We start from the raw sequence: 26,729 nt of genomic DNA, 5'->3' as shown, positions 1-26,729 counted from the left end.
ATATTTTTGTGTTTTATGCTATGGAAAATGACAATATTCAGATTTTTGGGGCACGAGAACATAATCTGAAAAATATAAATTTAGAAATTCCGCGAGATCAATTGGTCGTCATCACAGGCTTGAGTGGGAGCGGGAAATCATCTTTAGCTTTTGACACCCTCTATGCAGAAGGGCAGCGGCGTTATATAGAAACTTTTTCAGCCTACGCACGTCAGCTTTTGGGGGGGATGGAGCGTCCCGATGTAGATAAAATAGATGGGCTTTCGCCCGTGGTAGCAATTGAGCAAAAAACAACGTCTAAGAGCCCGCGTTCCACGGTGGGGACAATCACAGAAGTTTATGATTTTTTGCGATTGCTTTTCGCCCGTGCTTCTACGGCATATAGTTTTGAGACGGGCGAAGAAATGGTCAGCTATACAGATGATGAAATCATGGGATTAATCCGTGAACAGTTTGAGGGGAAAAAAATCATGATTTTGGCACCAGTAGTTCGTGCACGTAAGGGGCATTACCGTGAGTTGTTTGAGCAAATTAATAAAAAAGGCTTCCTAGAAGTTCGTACCGATGGCGAGATAAGAGACATTGAGCCAGGAATGAAGCTCGATCGCTATAAAACGCATGATATTGAAATTGTAGTCGATAAGCTTGTGATGAATGATAAAGTGCAAAAAGAGCGGCTACTGCTTTCTTTGGAGACAGCAATGAGCCAAGGTGACGACATCCTAATGGTTCTAGATATGGAAGATAATAAAGTCAGGTATTTTAGCCGAGAGATGATGTGTCCTAGCACAGGAATTTCATACCCTAAGCCAGAGCCTAATACATTTTCTTTCAATTCGCCCAAAGGAGCCTGCCCAAAGTGTAACGGGCTGGGAACGATGAAAAAAGTAGATGAAAATCAAGTTATTCCTGATGAAAATTTGAGCATAGCCAAAGGCTCCATAGCTCCATTAGCTGACATCAAACACAAGAAATTTATCAACAATCAAATTGCCTTAATTTTAGGTAAAAATGAAGAGTCTGATAAAACGGCTTGGAAGGACTTAAAAACTAAAACACGTGATGAAATTTTGCATGGTATTACCGAACGGGTAGAGAAGGAGCTGAAAGCAGCTAAGATAAAAAAAACATTTGACATTGATTTTGAGGGAATTATCCCCTATTTAGGCCGAATTATTAATGATAAAGATAGCAAAAAATCACATTCACTTAGTCGGCGTTATTCAGAATTAGTTAATTGCCCAGAATGTGAAGGTCAGCGATTGAAAAAATCTTCTCTTTACTTCAAAATTGATAAAAAAAATATCGCAGAAGTTGCTGATATGGATTTGGGCAAACTCTATGATTGGCTTTCTCACTTGCACGAGCGCCTGAATGAGAAACAACAGATTATTGCTGGAGAAATTTTAAAAGAAATTAAAACCCGTACACAATTTCTATTAGACGTCGGTTTAGATTATTTGACCTTGAGCCGTGGTTCTAAAACCTTGAGTGGTGGAGAATCGCAGCGAATTCGATTAGCCACACAAATCGGAACTCAGCTGGTCAATGTTTTATACATTTTAGATGAACCTTCTATCGGTTTGCATCCGCGAGATAATGTGAAATTGATAGAATCACTGAAAGGTCTTCGTGACATTGGTAATTCTGTGGTAGTCGTAGAACATGATGAGGAAATGATTTTAGCAGCAGATTATGTGGTAGATATGGGCCCCAAAGCAGGTGTGAAAGGTGGTGAAGTAGTGTGGCAAGGTAAGCCTAAAAATATAGTAAAAGCGAAGACTTTAACAGCAGATTACATCAACGGAATCCGAAAAATTGAAATCCCAAAAGAACGAAGGAAAGGCAATGGTGATTTTGTGGAAATTATAGGAGCATCGGGTAATAATTTAAAAGATGTAAACGTGAAAATTCCTTTGGGAGCTTTAACGGTGGTGAGTGGCGTCTCGGGAAGTGGCAAATCAACGTTGATTAATGAAACGATTTATAGAATTCTAAATCAACATTTCTATAATTCTATCCAAAAGCCATATCCGTACAAAAAATTTAAAGGCTTAGAAAAAATTGATAAAGTGATTGATATCGACCAGTCTCCAATTGGTCGTACGCCGCGTAGTAACCCAGCGACTTATACGGGGGTGTTTTCAGATATTCGAAATCTATTTGCAGAATTACCCGAATCTAAAATTAGAGGATATAAACCTGGGCGTTTTAGTTTCAATGTCAAAGGAGGAAGATGCGAAACTTGCCAAGGTGCGGGGCTTAAGTTGATTGAAATGAACTTTTTACCAGATATTTATGTATCTTGTGAAACTTGCCATGGGAAGAGATTCAATCGTGAAACCTTGGAAGTCAGGTATAAAGGGAAATCTATTGCTGATGTTTTAGATATGAATGTAGATGAAGCCGTAGAATTTTTTGAACCGATTCCAAAAATTCATCGTCGGGTGAAAATGTTGCAAGAGGTTGGTTTAGGTTATATTACGTTAGGTCAACAGTCGACGACGCTGAGTGGAGGAGAAGCACAGCGTGTGAAGTTGGCTACAGAATTAAGTAAAATTCAGACGGGAAACACTTTTTACATTTTAGATGAGCCGACCACAGGTTTACATTTTGAAGATATTAATATTTTATTGGAAGTAATACAAAAATTAGTTAACTTAGGGAACTCTGTCGTGATAATCGAACACAATATTGATGTCATTAAAGTAGCAGATTATGTAATTGATATGGGACCTGAAGGTGGACAAAGAGGCGGAGAAGTAGTCGCTACGGGAACGCCAGAAGAAATAAAAAAGAACAAAAAAAGTTATACAGGTAAATTTTTATAAAAATGAAAAAGCTTTTATTACTATTATTTACGGCAGTTATTGCCCAAGCACAAACAACTCCTGCCAATGCAGATTTATTTTATGACACCAAATATTTGAACGGTGGATGCTTTAGAATCCCTTCTTTGGTCACTGCACCAGATGGAACTTTGATTGCCGTGGTTGATGAGCGCTTCAACCAATGTGGCGACTTGAAATACAATGATGATATCAACATTGTCATGAAACGTAGTTTTGATAATGGAAAAACTTGGACGGCAGCAGAGCGCATTGTTGATTTCCCCAAAGGGCAATCCGCTTCAGATGCTAGTATGGTAGTGGATAGAGTAACTCAAGACATTTTCCTCTTCTACAATTATATGGACTTGGTCAACGCCAAAGGTATTTTTCGTCATCACGTGATTGTAAGTCATGACAACGGGAAAACTTGGTCTCAGCCCCGTGATATTACAGATGATATTGCCCCAGCTAATTCAGAGAAATATTTCAGATTCATAACATCTGGACAAGCAACGCAAGATAATGCCGGGAATATTTATCAGACTTTAGTGACTTTAGAAGAAGGCGTATTTGTTTTTACCAGCAAAAATCACGGCAAAACTTGGGAGAGGTTTGCAGGGCCTGTAGCTCCTGCTGATGAGACTAACATTACAGCCTTACCGAATGGGAATATTCTTTTAAATTCGCGAGTGAGAGATTTAGGAGCGAGAAAAATTTATGTATTTAACCCAGAGGGGAAATTAATTTCAAATGAAGTTAAAAATGACTTGATAGACCCAACGTGTAACGGAGCTATGATGTTATACGATTTTCAAGGTAAGGCTTTGGTATTTGCTAATTTACATGACCAAAAAGACCGAAAAAATTTAGGTATTAAATACAGTACAAATCAAGGTAAAAGCTGGTCTGAAGGCAAAATTATCTACCCTGGAGCCAGTGCATATTCTTCTTTAGCACAAACTTGGGACGGTAATTTCGCTCTTCTTTTTGAAAAAGATGGCTACAAAAAAATTTCTTTTTCACTTTTACCAGCCATTTGGGTTTTTAATGACTAAAAATATCAATAAATAAGTACTTTTATTATAATTCTATCATCTTATTGAAAATTAATCTATAACATATCTTCAACCATTAAATTCAATGTTATAATTTATAAGATAAATCTATAAAGAAAGAATTTCATTAGTTTTTTTATTCAATCTAAAACTGGGTAGCTTAAATCGGACCATTTTAAGTCTAGATATAATCTACACTGGTTGCTTAAAACTAAGCATCCAGACGATTATAGAATTTTAAATATTAAGAAAAGAATTTTTTATGGAACTCCAAAAAGTTCATGCGTAAAAAAATTTGTCAAAGAATATCAATACACTATTCAAACATTTATGATTTAGGTATTTTCAAAAGATACAATTATAAATAATGAGACCTTGGAATAGAAGGCTGTCCGAAGAAAGAAAGAGTGAAATTTAAAAAAAAATAACGAATAATAACAGAAAAACAATTGAAACTAAGGGGCATAAAACAAAAAGTACAGAATAGAGAAAGAGAGAAAAGCCGATGAAAAAGGCTTGGATAAAGAGATTGAGGGCTATTTGCCCTCTTTTTTTGTTTAAAACGAAATGTACAAAACTTGTATTTATGCCCTAAAAGTACCCAAAACAGCTTATATAAAGCCTTTTAAGGGGGTTTCTTATATGTGATAAGACGATTTTATGACCGAAAATTTTAGTTATAAAAAATGGCTAAAAAAAAACAAAGAAAGAATTAGCCGCTTAAAATCCCCTCCCAGTTGGATTGAGAAGAACAGGGAGTTATTAAAAATCAATTCACCGCTTGACAAAAAAGAGGGTGTAAAAAGCTAGTAAAACCAAAAAGAGATACTAGGCAACGCCTAGCTTTTCTAAAATCGTAACAACTTTTATTTATTACCGATTATATCGACGCATTTTTGCGTTAATAATTAATAAAAAAGTCTAATTTATGTTTGAAATCATCCTAAAAACCCTTAAAACTAAATATGCGCATTTAGGGTTAAGCGAAAACATTTTGAAAGCTAAAGCAAAGCAACTAGCTAAAGCGGTCAAAGAAGAAGCTGAAATTGATGAAGCCGTAGAATCCGTTCAGGCGGATTGAAAGCTTATCAATATGAAGCTGATGGTATCGTACCATTTGTTATCAACAGCCCTTTTATGAGTTTCTTCTACAATAATGCAGATAAAACCGTTATAGATAAAACGGGAAAACAAGTAGCAGAACATACGCTGTATAAAAATCCCGAAGGAAAAACTGTACAGAAAAATGTAGATTGGCATACCGGTAATGGCACATACTTATTTTCATACGGCTTAGGAACGGTCATTGTTTTGATAGGATTGGCGGTAATACTCGGAATTTGGTTCCCAAAAATAGGTCTAATAGGTGGCCTGTTGACATTCATAATGTCTATTGTTACCTTATCGTTCCTGATTACCACGCCTGAAGTGTATGTCCCCAATCTAGGTGGAGATTTTCCGACCCCGCAATATGGATTTCCATATCTATCAGGTGCAGGGAGGTTGGTGATAAAAGATATTATCATGTTGGGAGCTGGGCTAATTGTTGCTTCTGATAGTGCAAAAAGAATACTTCGAAGAACCCCAAAATCTTACAATAAATTACCTAAATAATATAAGCTCTACAAAAATAAAGTGTTTATCTTTGTACTTTAAAAATAAAGTGTTTATCTTTGTACTTTAAACTATGAAAAAACTGTTCGTCATATTTCTTTCACTTTGCTATTTGGTTTTGTCCTCGGGCTTTACCCAATATGCACATTTATGTAAAGGAACGGCGAGTAAAGTTTACAGCTTTTCAAACACCCAACAGCAAAATCAGGACAAACCTTGTCCAATTTGTTCTGCAAAGGAGAAGGGTTTAAAAGATCAGAAGAAGAATTGTTGTAAGCATGTATCGAAAATTATAAAACTTGATGACAGTGTAAAAAAAGATAACAATTTTGATTTTTCGGTAAAATTCTGGGGCGATGCTATTCCTAACAAAATGTTGGGTACGGTTTTCGATTTTGAATCTATTGTTCTAGATATAGAAAAAAACACCGCTTATTCTTCTACTAAAGTCCCAATTCTGGGCAATCCTCTTTACATTTTACATTGCGTATATAGAATTTGATTTTAGGCTAAAATCTATGCGAGCGATTTCGAAAGTTTCGGAGTTGCAATAGTTTTTTATTCCCAATTTTTAAATTTTATATATAATGAAATTAAAATTCATTGCATCTGCATGTTTGCTATTTGCAGGCTATATCAATAGCTACGGACAAGTTTTAACATTGCAAGATGCCCTTCATCGTACAGAAAGCCAGTACGATAAAATCAAAGCAAAACAACAAGTAGTCGACGCCTCGGCTCAAAATACCGCTTTTCAAAAGCAACAATACCTCCCCGATTTCACCCTTTCGGCACAACAAAGTTTCGGCACCATCAATGCATTGCATGGGCCAATGTATGCCTATGGCGGATTGGGTTCTGCGGCAACCTCTATGCCTTTGGCAGAACAAAACTGGAATGCCGCATTTGGTTCGCTTTACTTCGCAAATATCAACTGGAATTTGTTCACTTTCGGACGAATTAAAAACCAGGTGGAACTAGGAAGTAAAAAAGAATTGACAGCTAAAGCCGATCTGCAACAGGAAGTATTTCAGCAACAGATAAAAGTGGCAGCCGCTTACCTCAATTTGCTGGCAAGCCAGCGAGTTAAATATGTGCAGGAAAAAAACACTGAACGAGCGCAGATTTTTTATGAAATGACCCTCGCCAGAGCCAAAAGCGGGCTGATACCGGAAGTGGATGCACAGTTGGCAAAAGCGGAATGGTCTAATGCCAAATCGTTGCAAATAAAGGCATACGATAAAGAACTAATGTGGTCAAAGCAACTGGCAGACTTAATGAATGACGATTTTAAAACCTACAAGTTGGATAGCCTATACAGTACTACGCTGCCAGTAAAATCAATGGAAATAACAGCAATCAAAGTTTCCGATCATCCGTATTTAAAATTTCAACAAACAAAGATCGATGAAAGCGAACAAAGTGTCGAAGTGTTAAAAGCGCATAGAAAACCAAATCTATCGGCTTTTGGTGTAGTTCAAGGTCGTGGTTCTGGGTTCCAGTCCAATTATGCGCAAGATCTTTCAGCTTATTCCACTAATTATTTGAAAGGTGTTGGAATAGATCGTAGCAACTATTTATTAGGGGTTTCACTTACCTGGAACATCACCAATCTTTTTCGCTACAATACAAAAGTGAAGGAACAGAAATATATTACACAATCTCTTCAATACACCTTTGATGCACAACAAAAGGAATTAAATACATTGTTTCATCAGGCAAATGCCCAATTAAAAAATGCCTATGACAATTTCGAGGAAACAAAAATTCAACTAGGTGCGGCTGCTTTGGCATACAAACAACAAACCGCTTTGTATGAAAATGGCTTAACTACTTTAGTTGATTATACGCAAGCCTTGTTTAGCTTGAACAGAGCCGAAATTGATTATGAAATTGCACAGAATAATGTGTGGCAAGCATTATTACTACTGGCATCTGCACAAGGAAACATTCAATTATTAACGCCATAATTTTTAAAGCATTCGTTTATGAATATGATAAAATTTGCCCTTCAAAAACCCATAGCAATTATGGTTTTGGTATTGGGATTATTATTTTTTGGTCTCAAAGCAACCAAAGATATTAAAGTAGATATTCTTCCCGAAATGAATTTACCGGTGGTGTACATTGCGCACACGTTCAATGGTTACACTCCACAACAGATGGAAGGATACTTTACGAAAATGTATGTAAATATGATGCTTTTTACCAATGGTATCAAAAGTATCGAATCTAAAAATACGCAAGGACTTACCTTAATGAAAGTTACCTTTTATGAAGGTACTGAAATGGGGGAAGCAATTGCTACGATCAATGCACTGTCCAACCGTTCTCAGGTGTTTTTACCACCCGGGGCACCGCCGCCGTTCATCATCAGATTTGATGCTTCATCACAACCTGTGGGACAGCTGGTATTTAGAAGTGCTACAAAAACTAACAATCAATTGCAGGATATTGCCAATTTCAATGCACGGCCTTTTTTGATTAAAATTCCGGGGTTGACAACGGCTCCTCCGTTCGGTGGAAGCCCAAGAACTATTGAGGTTAATATCGATCCGTATAAACTTCGTGCTCATAACTTATCACCTGAACAGATCGTTGAAGCCATAAGTCGAAACAACATTACGTCGCCTTCTGGAAATGTGTATATCGGAGATAAAAACTATCTGACACCAACGAATAACACCGTGAAAGAAGTTGCTGAATTAGGCGATATTCCTATTTTTAAAGGCTCGGTTGATAATGTGTACATCCGTGATGTAGCCACGATAAAAGACGGAGCCGATATTGCAACTGGTTACGCATTGATTGACGGAAAGCGTTCGGTTTATATTAATATTGCAAAAGCAGGAAATGCATCCACATTGGATGTGGTAAATACTTTGAAAAAAGAATTACCCAGCATTCAACGAAATATGCCTGATGATGTACAGATTTCTTACGAATTTGATCAGTCGGTTTATATTACCAATGCGTTGAAAAGTTTAGTTATAGAAGGTGTTTTGGGCGCACTCTTAACAGGTCTAATGGTCATGCTTTTTTTGAACGATCGACGAGCTGCTTTGATCGTTATCATGACCATTCCTATTTCGATTATTTCCGGGGTATTGTTCCTGAAATTATTTGGACAAACCATCAACATCATGTCGCTTTCCGGTTTGGCATTGGCTATTGGAATTCTGGTAGATGAAAGTACCGTAACCATCGAAAACATCCACCAGCATTTTGCGATGGGGAAAACCCGAGCGCAAGCCATTTGGGATGCATGTAAAGAAATCGCCTTTCCGAAATTGCTAATTATGCTTTGTATTTTGGCGGTTTTTGCACCAGCATTTATGATGACAGGAATTCCAGGTTCGTTGTTCATGCCGTTGGCAATGGCAATTGGTTTTTCGATGATCGTTTCATTCTTGTTGTCTCAAACCTTTGTTCCAGTAATGGCAAATTGGCTCATGAAACACCAAAAAGATCATTGTGAAAATCCTGCACACAAAGAAGACTGGTTCTCCAAATTCAGAAGTCGATTTGTAGCCTTTTTATCGAGATTAACCAATCGCAAAAAAATAATTGTCAGCTTAAGCTTAGTTTTAGCATTGGTCGGAGGATTTGCGTTGTATCAAATAACAGGAAAAGATGTTTTACCTACATCCAATTCCCAACAATTTCAGGTTCGTATAAAAGCAGCCGAAGGAACCCGGATTGAAGCGACAGAAATGAAAGTAAAACAATTCTTAGAGCACCTGAAAAATAATGTTGGTGCAGACAATATAGCAATTTCTTCAGTTTTTATTGGCCAACATCCTTCTTCTTTTGCGATTAGCCCAATTTATCTTTACAATGCAGGTCCACATGAGGCATTGATGCAGGTAGCATTGAAAAAATCCACCGGAAACTCAGACGAACTGAAAGACAAACTGCGTGCTTATTACAAAGAAAAAATGCCGGAATTGTCTATTTCATTTGAACCGATTGAATTAACGGAGAAAATCTTAAGTCAGGGGACCAGTACACCTATTGAGGTTCGTGTTTCGGGGATGATGAAAAAAATGAACCGGATGTACGCTAACAAAATATTGGCGGAATTGAAGGAAATTGAATATTTGCGTGATCAGCAAATTCCACAGTCAATGGATTATCCTGGACTCCAAATCAACATTGATCGTACTCGTGCGGCACTGTTAGGTTTAGACGCACAAGATATTGCCAAATCTTTGGTAACTGCTACCGCATCAACCCGTTTTACCAACAAAAATTTTTGGGTTGGAGGTATGATGGGCATCGCTTACGATGTGCAGGTGCAAACCCCTCAAGGTATTTTGAACAGTAAGGAGGAATTAGCCAACTTACCATTAAGTAAAAATACGGACAGACCCGTTTTAGGTGATGTTGCAACTATTACGCCTTCAAAGGAATTAGGAGAAAGTTACAATCTGGGTACGATGGGCTACACCACAGTAACAGCCAATCTGTATAAAAAAGATTTGGAACAAGCATCTAAAGATGTGCAAGAAGCAATTGCTTCCCTAGGCGAATTGCCTAAAGGAGTTAATATTGAAGTAGCAGGAATGGCACCTGTTTTAGAGGAAACATTGTCCAGTTTAGCCACCGGATTGTTAATAGCGGTTTTTGTGATTTTCTTAATGTTGGCTGCAACGTTTCAATCATTCCGTGTGTCAATCGTTATTCTATCAACAGTACCTTTTGTAGTAGTGGGAGCTTTACTCATGCTCAATATTACAGGTTCTACATTAAATCTGCAATCGTACATGGGCTTAATCATGTCGGTCGGTGTTTCAATTGCCAACGCGGTATTATTAATCAGTAATGCCGAAACGTTAAGAAAAGTAAATAAGGATTCTGTTCTCTCAGGTGTTGAAGCCGCCAAAGTAAGGATCCGTCCAATTATAATGACTACCCTTGCGATGATTGCGGGAATGCTGCCAATGGCAATAGGCTTTGGCGAAGGCGGCGATCAAATTGCACCTTTGGGTAGAGCCGTTATTGGTGGCCTTTTATTCTCTACTTTTTCTGTGTTAATCATTCTTCCATTAGTTTTTGGGTGGGTGCAGAAAAAAGCCAGTGTTATTTCTCCGTCTTTAGACCCTGAAGACCAAAACAGTATTCATTTTGTACAATCAAATCAATAAAAAATGCAATTAAAAAATATAATTCCGTTGGCAGCCTTACTTATTCTTTCGGCTTGCAATAACAACAATAAGAACGACAATAAAGACGCTAAACCAGCTATGGGAATGATGAATATGATGGAGACTATTGAGATTTCCAAATCAAATCCATTAGTTACTTTAAAATTAGCAGGCGAACTAAAACCGTATGAACAAACCGAATTATTTGCAAAAGTAAATAGCTATGTAAAACAAATTCGTGTAGATATTGGTGACAAAGTTATTGCTGGACAAACTTTGGTGGTGTTGGAAGCTCCGGAAATCGTATCGCAAATTGCAAATGCAAAAGCAAAAGTACAGGCGCAGGAAGCAATTTATCTGTCAACAAAATCAACGTATGACCGTATGTTAAAAGCTGATGAAACCAAGGGTGCAGTTGCAAAAGATGCGATCGATCAAATCAAGGCACGTAAATTATCCGACGAATCGCAATTGGCTGCCGCACGCTCTGCATACAATGAAATTCGCAATATCAATGATTATTTGGTAATTAAAGCCCCTTTTAGCGGAACGATCACCAATAGGAATATTGATCTTGGTGCTTATGTTGGACCAATGAGCAAAACGCCTCTTTTGGTTATCGAAAACAATCAAAAGTTAAGGTTAAACCTTTCTGTCCCCGAGGCTAATACTCCTTATATCAAAATAGGTGATACCATACGTTTCTATGTCCGTTCGCAGCCACAAGTGAAACATATAGCTCTGGTAAGTAGAAAATCGGGAAGTTTGGATGAAAGGCTTCGCTCCGAAAAAATAGAAGCAGATTTCATCAACAAAGAAAAGCTGCTGAAACCCTTTATGGTAGCCGAAACAAGTATCCCGTTACAAAATTCGGTAGCTACTTTTTTTGTCCCAAAGATGTCTGTTGTAGAAAGCGGAATGGGCACTTACGTCATTCGTATTGAACAAGGAAAAACTAAAAATATTCCGGTAAGTAAAGGCAGAATGTGGGAAGATAAAGTAGAAATATTCGGCGAATTAAGTGAAGGCGATAAAATCCTGAAAATGGCTTCAGAAGAAATTATGGAAGGAACAGATGTGCCTCCAAAAAATCAAACTAAAAAATAATTAATATGGAAAATATATTAAAAACAGTAAGTATCGTAGCATTTGCTACGGTACTTTTAATAAGCTGTACAGATCAAAAATCAAATAATGCAACAGAAGTAATCTCTAAAACTCAAACTACCGAAATCAAAAAGATAAATAATCCTAAAAAAGGAAAACATGTACCCAATAATCTTGTATGTATGGTCAATGACGCATATATGGGAAAAGAACAGATTGAGGTACCTTTTGAAGGGAAAATGTATTACGGATGTTGCAATATGTGCAAAGAAAAAATTCCTAAAGACCAAAGCGTACGTTATGCAGTGGATCCACATTCTCTAAAAAAAATCAGCAAAGCTGATGCTTATATTGTAGTTATTGGAGACAATGATGAGGTAGCTTATTTTGAAAATGAGCAAAATTATCAATTGTTTTTAAATGAAAATGCATTATAGAGAATTGTAAAGGGAAAATATGACTTTTTGAATATCATAGTTCATCAACCAAGTTATTAAAATTAACAATATTCCCTAAGTCTGATTAATTATGAATACCGTTTCAATTAGGTTTAGATCTAATTGCTATTGAGATAAATATTTTAGTATTAGAAGCAAACTCTAATTATGATAAATGACTAGGTACTCGAATAACAATTGCTTACTATTTCGAGTATCTGGTTTATTTCAAAATTTTCAAAAGCGTAATTAACGAAAATAAGAGATTGTATGGACAAGTTATATAATGAAACATATCTTAAATTGGAAACTGCAATCCAGGAACTGGAGATTGAAAGTGACTGCCCTATAAAAAGAATTGAAGCGGTTATACAGCTTGTCATTCAAAGTCTTTCGGATTTAAAGAAGTTTGTATTGAAAAACGACTTTAAGAATACAGAAGAAGAAATCCATTTTTTCAAGTATCAGAAACCTATTATTGTTTCAAAGCTCATTTATTATAACGCCGTTTATAAAATCGAAACCAAAAAGTAGGGGCCGTAAAACAAAAAGTACAGAATAGAGAGAGAGAAAAGCCGATGAAAACGGCTTGTATAAAGAGATTGAGGGCTGTTTGCCCTCTTTTTTTTGTGTAAAACAAAATGTACATTAAACTACTATTTACTACCATTTAACTACCGTTATAAGATTGATTAATTACTTGTTTTAAGCCTCTAAATACTATTTACCTGCTGTATATAATAACTACCAAAACGTCTTATAATAAGCCTTTACGCTTAATTAAATGACTATACAAAGCTATCATTTTACAGAAGAAAAACAATTACGGTAGTATTTTAGTTTGTTCTGCTGGCAAATGAGTTGGGGTTACAGTTGGAGTTACAAAAATCAATAAAAAAAGAACTATTGCAATGGGGATATTATTAATTTAAGTCCTTAAAATGCTAAATACGATTATTCAAGGGGGGATAATGCAAATTCTTTAATGGGTTTGGATTTGAACAAACTGCTCATTATCAATTATTTATGTATTTTCCTTTAATTTTTTACTTAAAAAGCTTCATTGGCTTTAAAACATGGTGTTGAAACGAATACTGGCTTTGATGATTGCCATGGCTGTGATGTTGCTTAATAACACAGTTTGAGGGATAGTGTCTTTTTTTGCTTTTTTGGGTGACAAGCACGGTTTCTTATTCTAAGGGAGAGATTATCTTTACTTTTAAAGAAAAACATATTAAAATTAATAGAAATTAACATAACTTATTTTGTTTTTATTTTTTTTTTGAATTTAGCATCATGTTTAACAAAAAAATATAATTATCATGAAAAACTTATTTTTTACCTTCGCTTTTATGTTAATCGGAACTTTTACTTTTGCTTCAAATGAAGTAGAGGTAATCAATCAGGATTCGATTAATTCAAAAATTACAAAAAATTTATTATCTGAAAAAAAAGATAATAAGACTGTGTGTAGTTGGTGTGTTAAATCTGGCGAAAGTATGAATTGTGCAACGGCTAAAGATTGTTCTGAAGCTAGAAAAATTGCGCTTGCGATGGCAATTGATGAACTTGGCTGACTAATTTTAACCTAACCCGAATTATTTGGGTTAGGTATTTTAAACAATTTTAAAATTAATGAAACATTATATATTTTTTTTATTACTTTTTTTTTGTACAGAAGCATTTTCACAAGAAAGTTTTATAATTGAATATAACATTAGTGATGAATTTAGTCTAATGAAGAGCTCAAAGGGTAAATTGTATGTTTCAGATTCTAAATCTTTGTTTGTAAATCAGACTAAAATATACGATACCAATACTTTGAAATTAAATGAAGCTGGAACTGAAATCATTGGTGATACAATTGACAAAGAATATGAAGTTTTAAAGGATTTTGATACAAAATATATTTATTCTGAATCAATTATAAAATATCAAAGAGGTATAACTCAAAAAGATTTTCTTAATATATTTAATTGGGAATATTTAAATCAAGAAAAAAAAATTTTAGGATACCAATGTAAAGCTGCAAAAACTAAATACAGAGGGAGGGAGTACATAGCTTTTTATACAGATGAAATAAAAATTAAAGATGGGCCATGGAAATTTAATGGCTTAGATGGGCTTATACTAGAGGTATTTGAAATAAATGGTAGAATTTCATTTAATGCTACTAATGTAAATCTACTGAATGAAAAAATACCAATTAAACCAAATTTGGATACTGAAAATTCGCTTTATTTGAGTAGCATTATTTCAAAAGCAAAGAGAAAATACTTTGAAAAAAAACGAGCTGTAGAGAAAAAATTTAATGGCATTGCGACAACAGATTTTTCCAATTATATAGAAATTTATGATCTAAATAATCAAGAGAATTATTTGATAAATTATGATGTATTTGCAGAAATTAAATATGAAAAAGAAGAGTATAAAACTCTTACAAGCAATTTTGAATTGATCTCTAATTACAATGAATCCAATTATAAGTATATAGATAAAATTCAAAATATTCAGGGAGTTTCTGAATATGGTTACATCTCTGAGGTTGGCGTTTTATATAAGAATTTAGTTAATCAAACATTTGAGCAAAATAAGGTCTTATATGATCAAAAATTTATCATTGCTGATACTATCCCCAACATTGATTGGGAGATTTTGCCATCTTTTACTGAGCAGATATTAAATTTTAATACAATCAAAGCCGTTGCAAATTATGAGGGTAATTATATTGAAGCTTGGTTTGCGCCAGATATATTAATTGAAAACGGTCCTGGGCAGTATGGCGGGCTGCCTGGTTTAATACTTAAATTAACATTACAGCGAACGGATTCTGCCAATACTAATACTAAAGAGATAACATATTATGTAGCAAAAAAGGCTAATCAAATTGAACCGAAATCAATCGTTAAGCCAAAAGGAGGTAAAATCGTATCTGCTCAAGAGTATGATGAAATTTATGAAGAAATCATGAAAAAAATAAGGGAAATGTATGGGCAAGGTGTTGAGGTTTCTGATTAGAATAAATTTTTAACTAACACAGTTTGAGGAATTCAAAACAAGAATTTTAACTAAAATTTTTTAAGCCTTAAAAAATATTTCTTAAGAAGAAAAATAAAATAACCTAAAAATAAATCTCGTCTGATAATGCATTACGAAATATATTAATTATTTAACTTTTTTAAATTAAAAAAATATGAGCAAAGTTTAGAGAGAATAAATAGCCAACTTCAAAAAGATACAGAGTTATATAATAAACTTGAAGAATTTTGGGAATTTTTAAAAAATTGTAAAGAACAGTATAAAAAACAGGACGAAGGATATATACCTCGTTGTTTATGGGATCATGACAATTATATCCCAAATGGTATTTTTGTTTATTATTATATTGATCCTGCATTCTACTCAGGATTTATATATGGTGCTATTGAAACAATAGATGGAGCAGTAAAATTTGTAGATTTTTTAGATTGTATAAATCCTGTTTCATTTAGAGCATGGATTAGTACTGCTTGCTATCAAAAGCGAAAAGATGCAGTATTAATGCTTCGGCAGATTTATGAAATATTTTCAAGTGAAGAAAAATTACAACAGGTTACTCAATCCATTCAACAACAATTATCTGAATATATAGATAAAACGGCTAGTGTAAGTAACCAAGCGAGATATAATCAAGGAAAACTAACATTTGATGTAGTAACTTTATTTGTTGGTGTAGGCGAGGTAAAATCTTTACTAAAAGGAGAAAAAACAATCGCTCAATTATTCGGTAAAATAGGGAAATTACCTAAAAATGCCATTACTGAAATTAGAAAGATTAAGAAACCTAAAAGAGGAGATGCTAAGAGGATTTTTGAGAAAGTTCAAGGAATAAGCCATGTATTGAAAAAATATAGAGTTTCAATTTTTGATAAAGTTAAAGTTATTGGAAAAGATAAAAGTTTACCAAGAAGTGTTGTAGAATCTTTTATGGATAATTATTATTATACAGCTGAGACATTAGAAAATATAAAAGTCTTTAGGAGATTTGGAGGACAAGGAAAGAATCAAGCAAAACTTTTTGGAAATTATACTTCTACAGAGGCATTATTGAGTAGAGAGGAATTAGCAATATTAACTAAATGGAATACGATGCAATTTGAAGCAGAAATAGTTATTGAAAAAGGTGCTAAATTAAATTTAGGAAAGGTTGCACCATATGGAAAATACTCTGGGGGAGCAGATCAAGTTCTCTTACCTAGAAAATATCCTGAAAAATGGATAAAAAGCATTAAAGATTTGAAGACAAAAAAACTTATTCTTTGGAGGAGTTTAAAACTTTATTTCCTAATTTGATTAGGGCGAACTAAATAATTGATTATGAAAGATGAACTTTTAAAGTTAGAGCTAATTAAGTTACAAGAAATATTATACAATGAATTTAATTCAAAGTATAGATATGAAGATATTGATAATTCCATAAAGATTTTAAATCAAAAAAATAAAAAACAGTATTGTTCTATAGCTAATAAGATTAATAATTTCAGTAGAATATTATACGAAACAGGATTGCTAAACGATTTAAATGATAATATTTATGAGGAATTTATTAAAGTATTAAAAAATTTAGAGGATATTGTAAATTCAATTTGTTCGGAGAATAACACAAAGGGATAGAAGCTCCCCCAAAGCGCTATTGAGGAAATTCGACAAGTTAAAAAAATAAAAAAAGGCGATGCTAAGAGGATATTTGAGAAGGTATCATTATTAAAATCAGCAAGGTTAGCTTGGGGAAAAGGAGAAAATATTATAACAACTATTAAGAGAAGTAGAGTTGGTTCTTGGATGAGTAAAGCAGAATATCAAAAAATGGTAAAAACTTCTCAACTACAGAAAAGAAGTGGAGGGATAACTCATATTCTTTTAGAAGGAAAAGAACATTATAGAGATATTGCTGGAAAAATGTATGTAGAGTTTGATATTCCTAAGAATACAACTATTACTCGAGGAAGTGGCAAAGGCTGGGGAATTTTTTATGAAAAAGGTTCTCCTCGTTGGAAGCTCTATAATAAAAAAGGGCTAGATGTATCACAACCAAAAGTATCAAATATTAAAATAATAGATAGAAATGGACTTTAACGAATTATTATTAAATTTAAAAAGATGGTTTAAATCATTAAATGAAATGAAAGAAGCTCAAATTTTTTTTAGAGAAGAAATATATAGAGAAGAAATGCCTTTTGCGGATGTAAGTGTTTTAAAAATAGAAGTAGAGGATATAAATAACTCAGGAATAATTTTAATATATAAAGATAATTATTTATACTTTGATTATATTTCAAAAAATGATGAATCTATGAAGAGCCATAATTGGTCAGAAAGATATACTGACCTACAAGATATAAAATCAAAGATTTTGGAATTTATTAAAAAATATTGGGAATCCTAAATATATGTCAGGAACTAAAAGTCCTTATTGTGCATCTTGTAGAGCAGTTTAACGAAATGTTCCCTAATATAAAACTAATATTTATAAATGGCACAAAATAAAATTTATGATATATGAAAAATAAAGAAATAATTTTTGAAGTTATGGTTACAGACTTTATTAAGAAAAGAGATTGAGAGATATAATGAATTTGATAATACAGATTTTGAAATTATAGAAATAGCAGAGGAAATAGAAGCAGAATTTTGCAAAATAAAAACTACAGCAGATGAGTCTCACATATTTAAACTGAGATTTGGTTTAGCAAGGTATGAAGAGGAGTTAAGCCAAAAGGAGGTAAAATCGTATCTGCTCAAGAGTATGATGAAATTTATGAAGAAATCATGAAAAAAATAAAGGAAATGTATGGGCAAGGTGTTGAGGTTTCTGATTAGAATAATTTATACTAACACAGTTTGAGGGATTCAAAACAAGAATTTTAACAAAAATTTTCTAAGCCTTAAAAAATATTTCTTAAGAAGAAAAATAAAATAACCTAAAAATAAATCTCGTCTGATAATGCACTACGAAACATTGATTTTTTTTAAGGCTTAGAAAAAACGATAAATAACTTGTTCAGTTAAATATTTTAATTTAAATTTGCCATCACAAAATGAAAAAACAAGTACAAAATATGATGATTTCTATGATGATGTGCCTTAATAAGGTTGCAGCGCATGGATAATGTCTTTTTTTGTCAATTAAATAGAATCCAGAACCGCTGCATATTTGTAGCGGTTTTTTTATTTAAAGAAGTTAAATAATTAATATAAATAAATGAAAAAGAATAGATTAAAATTGTATTCTCTTAGTTTGATTTTAAGTTCAGGTTTTTCATGGGCAGCCTTGCCTGTTTTGTCTGAAAATCAGTCTTTTGAAATTTACCAGCAAGGTTTGGTCAAAGATATAACTGGTCGTGTACTAGATGAAGATGGAAACCCCATTGCTGGCGTTGAAATTCAAAATAAGACTAGCAAAATCACGGTAGTATCTGATAAGCAAGGTTATTTTTTGCTAGCTGTGGGGATTGATGATAAAATTCAATTTTCTAAAGCAGGTTATTTCACTGATTTTAAGGTGATTGATGACTTTAATTCTTTAGAAATCACCTTGGTAAGAATGAGTGATGGGCTGATAGATGATGAGGTTTTGCTGAGTGATGTTGTGGTGACAGGATACCAAAAATTGAACGTGAATAAAGCTGCAGGTTCATTTGATAAAATTGATATAGAAAATTTTGAACGCCGCGGAAGTTCCAATATTATTGATGCATTGGAAGGTTTATCCCCTGGTTTAGTTCTGTCTACCAATCCTTCTGCTCCTACGAGTTCTAAAGAGTTGACCATCCGTGGAATCTCTACTTTGTCAGGTAGCGCTAGGCCATTGATTGTGGTTGATGGATTTCAGTACGAAGGAGATTTAAGTGGCATTAATCCTTATGAGGTGAAAAGCATTAATTTGCTGAAAGATGCTGCAGCGAGTTCAATTTATGGGGCAAAGGCAGCTAATGGAGTCATTGTCATCGAAACTAAAAAAGGGCGAAAATCTGGCACGCAAATTCGCTATACAAGTAATTTAACTTTTATGGAAAAAGTGGATATTGGCTATGTGATGAACCGTGTGAACTCAAGCGAATTGGTAGAGATTCAGTCTCAAATTGCTAAGCAAGAAGTGGCTAGTGGAAGCATTATTAATTATAGAAATGCTTTTGAAACAAATAAACCTAATGCCACATATCGTGTCGGGGCGAATAACAATGTATACCAACTCTATAGCGATTTGCACTATGGCTACATTACTGCTACAGAGTTTGATAGTAAATTACAAGCCTTAAAAAATTTAGATAATACCAAGGATTTGAAAGACGTTTATTTGCAAAATCCTTTGACTAATCAGCAGAATATTTCGGTTTTGGGAGGGAATGAATTCATCACATATCGAACTTCGCTCAACTATACTGATGAGTTTTTGAATATTAAGAATTACAAGAATAACCGAATTCTATTCGATTTTGTTTCAGATGTTAACTTTACTCAAAAGTTGAATTTTAATTTTCAAAGTAATTTAAGTTTAAATCGGTATTCATCAAATCCTTTGAATTTTGCAAATACGAATAGTTTTACTGATATTTTTAATATTAGTTCTTATGACAGGCTTTTAGACGAGCATAGAAATCCCCTATCTGTTACCAAACCAGCTTATAGGAATATTGATAATGGAATTTTTGGAGGAAAGGATGCTTATGAAATTCAACGACTGATAAATGCTGGGTTGCTAGATGAAACATATTATCCAGCACTGGATTTCAAACGCTATGCCTACCATAATGATGATTGGTCGGTAAGGGTTCAAGGTTTACTCAACTATGATTTGACTCGTGATGTAACTTTAAGATTGGGAGGGAAAATTCAAAAAAAGGCTTTAAAAACAGCGAATTTAGCTCATGCAGATTCTTGGTATATGAGGCATCTTATCAATAACTTTACGCCGTTGTCTTACACGGGGGACAAGGCAGATTTAATCATCCCTATCGGGGGGAGGTTGCAAGAAACGCGCGGAGAAGAAACCAGCTATTTGCTCAGAGGGCAATTGGATTTTGACAAAACTTGGGGGAATCACTATGTGAATATTTTGGTAGGAAGTGAAATTCAAACGAATCAAGCGGAATCAACTTCTACAGACCGATTGGGCTACGATGCTAATTCTAATTTATTTTTACCAGTTAATTATTACAATTTTTATAATAATCAGTTTGAGAAAATTTATATGCCAGGAGGCAATGCTTACCGTAACGGGCTAGTATTTGATAATTCGTTTGGAAGCAGTGAGAATAGGTTTTTCTCACTATACGCCAATGCACAGTATGTTTATGGAAATAAATATATTTTGACAGCAAGCACAAGAATAGATCAATCTAATTTATTTGGTACAGACCCAGCGTATCGCTATAAGCCATTTTGGTCTGTAGGAGCGAAGTGGCGAGCAGGGGAAGAGGCTTTTTTAAAAGAAAATGCGGTTAATTTAGATTTACGGGTTTCGTACGGATTTAATGGAAATATTGCTAATAATGTTGGCCCATTTGATATTGCGCATAAAGCCTATGTCCAAAGGGTAGGAAACTTAATGGGGCTGAGCCTTACTAGCCATAGTACGCCAAACCTTCGTTGGGAACAAACGGGGACTTTTAACTTTGGGCTTGATACTGATTTTTGGAAAAATAGATTGAACCTCTCTTTAGACTATTACCGCAAACACTCAAAAGATATTTTATCTAATGTACAAATTGACCCAACTTTAGGAACAGGAAACGCCATGAGAAATGATGCCAGTATCATCAATAACGGTTATGAAATTGGGCTTAGAACAAAGAATGTATTGACTAATAAATTTAGTTGGGAAACGCAACTGAACTTCAGGTATAATAAAGGAAAAGTAAAAGAAGTTTACTTTAACGAAGCTCACGCTTACAGATATGCAGGTAGCATTATGAACTTGAAAGGTGGAGCACCAAATGCATTGTATGTGACTAATTTTGCAGGTTTGAACTCAGAAGGGATAGCTCAACTAAGACAAGCTAGCGGGAAATTAGTAAACATAGATACAAATACTGATGTGAATGTCTTTAACATAGAAGATCTAGTAGAGGCAGGCTCTTCTTTGCCTATACATGTAGCTGGTTTGAATAATAATTTAAGATGGAATAACTTTGTACTTTCATTCTTATTTATTTATCAAGGAGGGCATAAATTGCTGAAAGACACGTATAATGGTGAAATTCTAAGTAGAAACGTCAGCCTCGTGCATGCAGATGTAGCAAAAGCATGGCAAAAGCCAGGAGATGAACTTGTGACAGACATTCCAGCGCGATCCTCTGTTGTTTACAGCAATTTGCTAGCAGGAAGCAGCAAAAACGTCATCGACGGTGATTTTATTCGCCTAAGAGATGTAGTGTTAAGCTACACCTTACCTCAAAATTATTCTAGCTCAATAGGATTACAAGAATTAACCTTAAATGTGAGGGGAAGCAACTTGTGGCTATGGGCAAAAAATAACGAAGGTATAGACCCAGAAACCCAAGGTCTAGGCGTAAGAACCTCCCCAGTTCAGAAATCATTTACTTTAGGTTTAAACTTAATATTTTAATCATGAAAAAACAATTTATATTTCTATCTATTTTAGCCACTATCACAGCTTGCAACGACTATTTGGACGTTCAGCCCAAAGGCGTTGTAATACCCAAGACTATAGAAGATTACGACTTATTACTCAATGGACACGCCTACAGCATTCATAGCATTGATAATGCAGAAATTTTAGGATTTACTGGTAATGATTTTGAGTTTTCTGAAGAATTAAGTTTAGATACTAATAATCCTGATTATCAGAACTTTCAATTATATTCTTACGGAGATTTAAGATTTTACAACCCCTCAACTACAGTCCCAGCATGGGATGAAGCTTATGGGAATATTTATATTTACAATAAAATCATCAATGAAGTTGATGCCGCTCAAGATGCCGTAGGATACAAAGCTCAAGATAAAATTAGAGTCAAAGCAGAGGCACAATATTTTAGAGCCTTAGATTACTTTTATCTAGTTAACACCTTTGCAAAACATTATAGCCCAAAAAATGCTGATACGCCAGGCGTTCCGTTGGTGAGAGAAGCTGATATTACACAAAAAATTGGCTCACGAAACACCGTAGGCGAAGTCTATGAATTTATTCTAAATAATCTAGAAGAAGCAATTCCCAATTTACCTAATAATAAAATCGGAAAAGCCAGACCAGACAAAGCAGCTGGCTATGCTCTCCTAGCACGAATCTATTTATACAAATCTGATTTTGAAAAAGCACTAAATGCAGCTAATAAAGCGCTGGAAATCAAAGGTAAATTAGCTGATTATGTGGAAGCAGAAAACATTAGCACAGCATATGAAAGCCAGCAATACAGCTCTCGATTCTTTAGCGGCTCATCAGGAACGTATACCAACCCGTCTAAAGATCTAAAATCCATTATAGATACGGTAAATGATACCAGGTACAGCAAATTTTTCACCTTTTACCCTGGCTATGGAGTCTATTCAGCCATTGTCTTTTATCACAATCAATTACCCTCGGTGGGCGAGATGTATGTCACAAGAGCAGAGGCCAATGCCCACTTAGGCAAGAACGAAGAGGCAATCAAAGATTTGAATCAATTGGGCGAAAAGCGAATCATTAATTATCAGCCGCTGATGGCTTCAGATTTTTCAAATCAAAGCGAATTGTTAAAATACATTTTAAACGAAAGAAGAAAAGAAATTTACTTTACGCTAACACATGTTTTTGATGTGAAGAGAAGAAATTTGATTCCAGGCTTAGAACAAAGCATCACACATGAATATGGTGGCGTGAAGTATACGGCAACGCCCAATAGCGGAAAGCTAGTTTTGCCAATTCCTGCATCGGTATTGAAGTTTCACCCCGATTGGCAACAGAATTAGCCATGGGAGTAATTTTTTTTAAGCCTTAAAAAAAATAATCTAAAAGAGTAAAAAAAATGATAGATTTGTAATAGAAGAGGTTCGATAATAGGAATAGAAAGATTATTTGGTATATCTTGTACCGAAAATCATTTATCATCCATCAAGATTTTAAAATTAACTTTATTATCTTTCAAAGAACTAATGCTATATAAAAAAGAAACTAAAGCAATTATCAATTATTTATCTGAAAATGAAAATTAAAAGTTTTATATTAATATTTTCCATTGTCTTTGCAGTAAATGCACAGAATATTCAAATTTCTGGAGAAATCAAAAATTCACCCGATCCAGAAGTCTTTTTTAATTTCCCTGTAAATGGTAAGTATTTTGCAGCGAATAATGAAATTGTTTCTATTGAAAATCAAAGATTTATGATAGAAAAGAAATTAAATAAAGCTGGATTTGTGAGTGTGACTAATAATTTTGTGACTGCAATGATTTATGCCGAGCCAGGCAAAAAATATGTTGTAAATTTTGATGCTGAAGAATATGAATTTGCAGGAGAAACGGCGGCTAAACAAGAATTTATAAATAATTTAGGTCTTTTTGAAAATGCTAATCAATTTGAGGAATTGGAAGCTCAGCAAACGCTTTCAGATAAATTGAGAATTCATCAAAATTGGCTGAATGAGAATCAAGAGAAATTAAATGAAGGCTTAAAAAATAAGTGGATAAATCAGGCTGAATTTACTTTATTTTCAAATCTTTTAGAATTAAAATATCAAGATTTCTTAGCTACGGATTTCTTCTTTACATATCGGTATTTTTATGAAGAAAAGAATTTGGCTGAGAGATTTTTAAAAATTTATGGGAAAGAATATGAAGATATTTTTTCTAAAGCCTTAGAAAATCCGTATTTGACCAATTATTTATCGCCGATTCCGTTTTTAGATAAATATAAAGCTTTACAAGATTTGAAAGCGGAGGGGCGATTGAACTTTGGTGCTGGTAACGTTCCTTACGGAATTTCGCAAATTGCATTTTTTCAGGAAATTTTAGCCCCTGATCTTCAGGAATGGGACTGGGCAAATAAGATTTATGATGGGCTTTCGTCTCACCGTTTTGAGCGGGAGTGGATAGGAAATTTTGAAGCCTTTAAAAAAAAATACCCCAACAGTGCGTTGGCTGAAAAATTAGAAGCCTTGATTCAAGAAGTGAGAGATTATCACCAGCCCAAAAAGGAAATCACTTTTGTGGAAAACTATGAGAATATCAATTCTCTAAGCGATTTGTTTGAGCAGCTGAGGGGCAAAGTGATTTACGTAGATTTGTGGGCAACGTGGTGTGGCGCGTGTCGACTGGAATTGCAATATTCTAAGAAAAACCACGCAAAGTTAGAAGAAATGGGTGTTTTACCCTTGTATTTATCGGTAGATTCTGAAAGGCAAGATGAGGACTGGAGAGCAATGACTCAAAGTTTAGGGTTAACGGGTTTGCACATGCGGGCTAATCCTCAGTTAAAAGCGGAGTTGGACGAGAGGCTGAAAAATGGAATTCCATATTATATCATCGTAGGGAAAGATGGTAAAGTGAAAGTGTGGGGTGCTAAACGCCCTAGCGATAAGCAAGAATTATTTGATCAATTAACAAGATTTTTATAAATTCAAAACCGCTTTTGTAAAAGAGCGGTTTTTTTATGGAAATTTTTTAAGGCTTAGAAAATTTAAACCTCTTCCCCGTATTATTAAATGAGATTACTTTTTAGATTAGTGTTTTTGAGCAATTTTTTAAAGCCTTCTCAATTTTATTAGGCTAGAAGTTTTTATAATAATTTTTTATTCGATTTGGTTTTGTTAAATTGCGACAAATGTTAAGTTGAATACAATGTCAAAAAAGAAATTTGAATTAGAAGTTCCTGTGCAGGCTTCGCCAAGCTTTTTATTTAACTATATTTATACTCCCTCGGGACTTTCTGAGTGGTTTGCAGATAATGTAAACTCAAGAAGTGATAAATTTGAATTTATTTGGGATGGCGCTGAACAAACAGCTACTTTAATTAAATCTAAATATGATGAATATGTAAGATTTCGGTGGGAGGAAGATGAAGGAAGTAAATATTATTTTGAGATTAAAATACAAGTAGATGACCTCACAAATGATGTTTCTCTTATTGTGACAGACTTTGCCGAAAGTGATGAAATAGAGTCTGCAAAAGAATTATGGTTAACTCAATTGGAAGATTTAAAGCATGCCATCGGATCATAAATTTGTTTATAATACGCATAAATTCTTTAAACATGAAGAAATAAATTTAAATACACTTTCTTTGCTAGAGAATTTCCACATCAGAGAAGAAATTACAGTCATCAAAGGCAAAATTATTTTCCCAGAAAATCATTATTTTCATCTGATTGCTAATCTTAGGAAAGCTAGATTTAAAATCTCTCTAGACTTTACATTAGAATATTTTATCGAAAATATAAATGCTTTTATAAATAATCGTAAAATTTCAGTAAATCTTCTCTATTCTTGTATTTTAAATGGAGAAGGATTGCAGCATCTCGTTTATGAAAATCATAGAGAACCAGAGACTTCAACCTTTAATGAAGTTGAAATTTATAGAGAAGATTTTATGGCAAATAATCTCTCTTCGCAGATTAATTTTTCTAATGGATTTTTGCATGCATTAAATACGTACAGGGCTGAAAATGAATTGGATGATATTTTTTTGTTAAATCAAAATAACCATTTAACTGGCTCTTTTTATGGAAATGTTTTTTTAATTAAAGGGCAAGAATTATTAACTCCTCGCTTGGATGATGGAGCAAGAGATACTGCTGCTCGTCAAAAATTTTTACTTTTAGCCCAAAAATGGCCAGAGTTTGATGCAGTTTCAGAAAAAACACTACCCCCATTTGAAATCACAAAAGCAGATGAATGTTTTATTTTCACGCCATTTTATAAGCTTATTTCGTTAAGCAAATTTAGAAAAACGGATTTTGACAATCATTATATTCAGGCAATTAAAAAAAAATTACTTGAATTAGTTCAATAAAGGATTTTCAGGCATATTGGCCCAAAGAAGATTTTCTCCGCCAAGATTAGTCATTTGTTTCTTCCAGTCTTCAACTTCTTGAATATCAATTGGATTGAAGGAATAATCATTTACAACGGCCCAAAAGTTATTTTTTATTTCTTCTTCTAATTGGCCGCTAGACCAGCCGCTGTAACCAATGAAAAATTTAATTTGATTAAAATTTTTAAGGCTTAGAAAATTTATTTGATGATTGATTTCTTGTAAATTTCCACCCCAAAACAAATGATTTGTAACAGCAATTGCATTGGGTATATTTTTTAGACTATGGATATAGAATAAATTGTCCTGCTCTACGGGTCCGCCCTCAAAAACTGTAATATCAAAAGGGAAATTCTTTATTAAATCATCTGTTTTATAATCAGTTGCTTTGTTCAGTACAAAACCAACCGCTCCAAATTCAGAGTAATCGGTAATTAGAACAATGCTTCGGCTAAAAATGTCTACGCTAAGACTTGGTTTTGAAATTAAAATTGTTCCTGGTTTTATTAAGAATTTTTCCATTGAAATAGT

22 protein-coding genes and 1 pseudogene are annotated in these 26,729 nt (G+C 34.0%); 22 read left to right on the top strand and 1 reads right to left on the bottom strand.

Annotation, left to right across the window (positions count from 1 at the left end; genetic code table 11):
* Positions 1 to 20: 20 nt before the first annotated feature.
* The 22 genes and pseudogenes from uvrA to QOX03_RS05080 all read left to right on the top strand — a co-directional run bounded on the left by uvrA (position 21) and on the right by QOX03_RS05080 (position 26,177).
* Positions 21 to 2,831, top strand: a complete 2,811-nt coding sequence (gene uvrA / locus QOX03_RS05185) for an excinuclease ABC subunit UvrA (protein ID WP_283670297.1) — start codon at positions 21 to 23, stop codon at positions 2,829 to 2,831.
* A 2-nt stretch (positions 2,832 to 2,833) separates the two neighbouring features.
* On the top strand, positions 2,834 to 3,886 hold the full coding sequence (locus QOX03_RS05180) for a sialidase family protein (RefSeq protein ID WP_283670296.1): 1,053 nt from the start codon (positions 2,834 to 2,836) through the stop codon (positions 3,884 to 3,886).
* Between the two features lie 928 nt (positions 3,887 to 4,814).
* Positions 4,815 to 4,967, top strand: a complete 153-nt coding sequence (locus QOX03_RS05175) for a hypothetical protein (RefSeq protein ID WP_165846450.1) — start codon at positions 4,815 to 4,817, stop codon at positions 4,965 to 4,967.
* Positions 4,958 to 5,500, top strand: a pseudogene (locus QOX03_RS05170) (DUF417 family protein); the annotation flags it as partial. The gene QOX03_RS05175 and the pseudogene QOX03_RS05170, both read left to right, overlap by 10 nt.
* A 73-nt stretch (positions 5,501 to 5,573) precedes the next feature.
* Positions 5,574 to 6,002 carry an HYC_CC_PP family protein gene (locus tag QOX03_RS05165; RefSeq protein WP_283670295.1) on the top strand — a complete coding sequence of 143 codons (429 nt, stop codon included), beginning with the start codon at positions 5,574 to 5,576 and terminating at the stop codon, positions 6,000 to 6,002.
* A gap of 85 nt (positions 6,003 to 6,087) precedes the next feature.
* Positions 6,088 to 7,470, top strand: coding sequence for a TolC family protein (locus tag QOX03_RS05160; RefSeq protein ID WP_283670294.1), 1,383 nt, complete (start codon positions 6,088 to 6,090; stop codon positions 7,468 to 7,470).
* 18 nt (positions 7,471 to 7,488) lie between these two features.
* Positions 7,489 to 10,647 (top strand): efflux RND transporter permease subunit, encoded by a 3,159-nt coding sequence (locus QOX03_RS05155; RefSeq protein ID WP_283670293.1) that lies wholly within the window; start codon positions 7,489 to 7,491, stop codon positions 10,645 to 10,647.
* A gap of 3 nt (positions 10,648 to 10,650) precedes the next feature.
* Positions 10,651 to 11,754, top strand: a complete 1,104-nt coding sequence (locus QOX03_RS05150; protein ID WP_037438519.1) for an efflux RND transporter periplasmic adaptor subunit — start codon at positions 10,651 to 10,653, stop codon at positions 11,752 to 11,754.
* A gap of 5 nt (positions 11,755 to 11,759) precedes the next feature.
* Complete coding sequence (locus QOX03_RS05145; RefSeq protein ID WP_037438521.1) at positions 11,760 to 12,191, top strand: hypothetical protein; 432 nt, start codon at positions 11,760 to 11,762, stop codon at positions 12,189 to 12,191.
* A 270-nt stretch (positions 12,192 to 12,461) separates the two neighbouring features.
* A complete protein-coding gene (locus QOX03_RS05140) occupies positions 12,462 to 12,725 on the top strand; it encodes an RteC domain-containing protein (RefSeq protein WP_434800596.1) in 264 nt (87 codons plus the stop codon).
* Positions 12,726 to 13,513: 788 nt separating this feature from the next.
* Positions 13,514 to 13,768, top strand: a complete 255-nt coding sequence (locus QOX03_RS05135) for a hypothetical protein (RefSeq protein ID WP_283670292.1) — start codon at positions 13,514 to 13,516, stop codon at positions 13,766 to 13,768.
* A gap of 58 nt (positions 13,769 to 13,826) precedes the next feature.
* A complete protein-coding gene (locus QOX03_RS05130) occupies positions 13,827 to 15,209 on the top strand; it encodes a GLPGLI family protein (protein WP_283670291.1) in 1,383 nt (460 codons plus the stop codon).
* A 522-nt stretch (positions 15,210 to 15,731) separates the two neighbouring features.
* Complete coding sequence (locus QOX03_RS05125; protein ID WP_283670290.1) at positions 15,732 to 16,523, top strand: hypothetical protein; 792 nt, start codon at positions 15,732 to 15,734, stop codon at positions 16,521 to 16,523.
* A gap of 24 nt (positions 16,524 to 16,547) precedes the next feature.
* The gene (locus QOX03_RS05120) at positions 16,548 to 16,844 is read left to right on the top strand and encodes a hypothetical protein (RefSeq protein WP_119058106.1); all 297 of its coding nucleotides are present in this window, start codon (positions 16,548 to 16,550) and stop codon (positions 16,842 to 16,844) included.
* An 18-nt stretch (positions 16,845 to 16,862) separates the two neighbouring features.
* Complete coding sequence (locus QOX03_RS05115) at positions 16,863 to 17,306, top strand: TreTu family toxin (RefSeq protein WP_434800619.1); 444 nt, start codon at positions 16,863 to 16,865, stop codon at positions 17,304 to 17,306.
* Positions 17,296 to 17,616, top strand: coding sequence for a hypothetical protein (locus QOX03_RS05110; protein ID WP_283670288.1), 321 nt, complete (start codon positions 17,296 to 17,298; stop codon positions 17,614 to 17,616). Before QOX03_RS05115 ends, QOX03_RS05110 begins: the two co-directional genes overlap by 11 nt.
* 135 nt (positions 17,617 to 17,751) lie before the next feature.
* The gene (locus tag QOX03_RS05105) at positions 17,752 to 18,003 is read left to right on the top strand and encodes a hypothetical protein (protein ID WP_283670287.1); all 252 of its coding nucleotides are present in this window, start codon (positions 17,752 to 17,754) and stop codon (positions 18,001 to 18,003) included.
* Positions 18,004 to 18,432: 429 nt separating this feature from the next.
* A complete protein-coding gene (locus tag QOX03_RS05100) occupies positions 18,433 to 21,798 on the top strand; it encodes a SusC/RagA family TonB-linked outer membrane protein (protein WP_283670286.1) in 3,366 nt (1,121 codons plus the stop codon).
* 2 nt (positions 21,799 to 21,800) lie between these two features.
* Positions 21,801 to 23,141 (top strand): RagB/SusD family nutrient uptake outer membrane protein, encoded by a 1,341-nt coding sequence (locus QOX03_RS05095; protein ID WP_283670285.1) that lies wholly within the window; start codon positions 21,801 to 21,803, stop codon positions 23,139 to 23,141.
* A 232-nt stretch (positions 23,142 to 23,373) separates the two neighbouring features.
* Complete coding sequence (locus QOX03_RS05090; protein ID WP_283670284.1) at positions 23,374 to 24,783, top strand: TlpA family protein disulfide reductase; 1,410 nt, start codon at positions 23,374 to 23,376, stop codon at positions 24,781 to 24,783.
* 223 nt (positions 24,784 to 25,006) lie between these two features.
* Entirely contained in the window at positions 25,007 to 25,387 is a 381-nt protein-coding gene (locus tag QOX03_RS05085) for an START-like domain-containing protein (RefSeq protein ID WP_119057535.1), read from the top strand.
* Positions 25,371 to 26,177 carry an aminotransferase class IV gene (locus QOX03_RS05080; RefSeq protein WP_283670283.1) on the top strand — a complete coding sequence of 269 codons (807 nt, stop codon included), beginning with the start codon at positions 25,371 to 25,373 and terminating at the stop codon, positions 26,175 to 26,177. Before QOX03_RS05085 ends, QOX03_RS05080 begins: the two co-directional genes overlap by 17 nt.
* On the opposite strand, the gene QOX03_RS05075 is transcribed toward QOX03_RS05080, so the two are convergent.
* The gene (locus QOX03_RS05075) at positions 26,166 to 26,720 is read right to left on the bottom strand and encodes a YqgE/AlgH family protein (RefSeq protein ID WP_119057537.1); all 555 of its coding nucleotides are present in this window, start codon (positions 26,718 to 26,720) and stop codon (positions 26,166 to 26,168) included. The genes QOX03_RS05080 and QOX03_RS05075 overlap by 12 nt on opposite strands.
* Between the last annotated feature and the right edge of the window lie 9 nt (positions 26,721 to 26,729).

This window comes from Candidatus Ornithobacterium hominis, from assembly GCF_951229915.1.
Lineage (GTDB): Bacteria > Bacteroidota > Bacteroidia > Flavobacteriales > Weeksellaceae > Ornithobacterium > Ornithobacterium hominis.
Note: the sequence above shows the minus strand (reverse complement) of the source record. Positions and strands in the feature narration are given on the sequence as shown.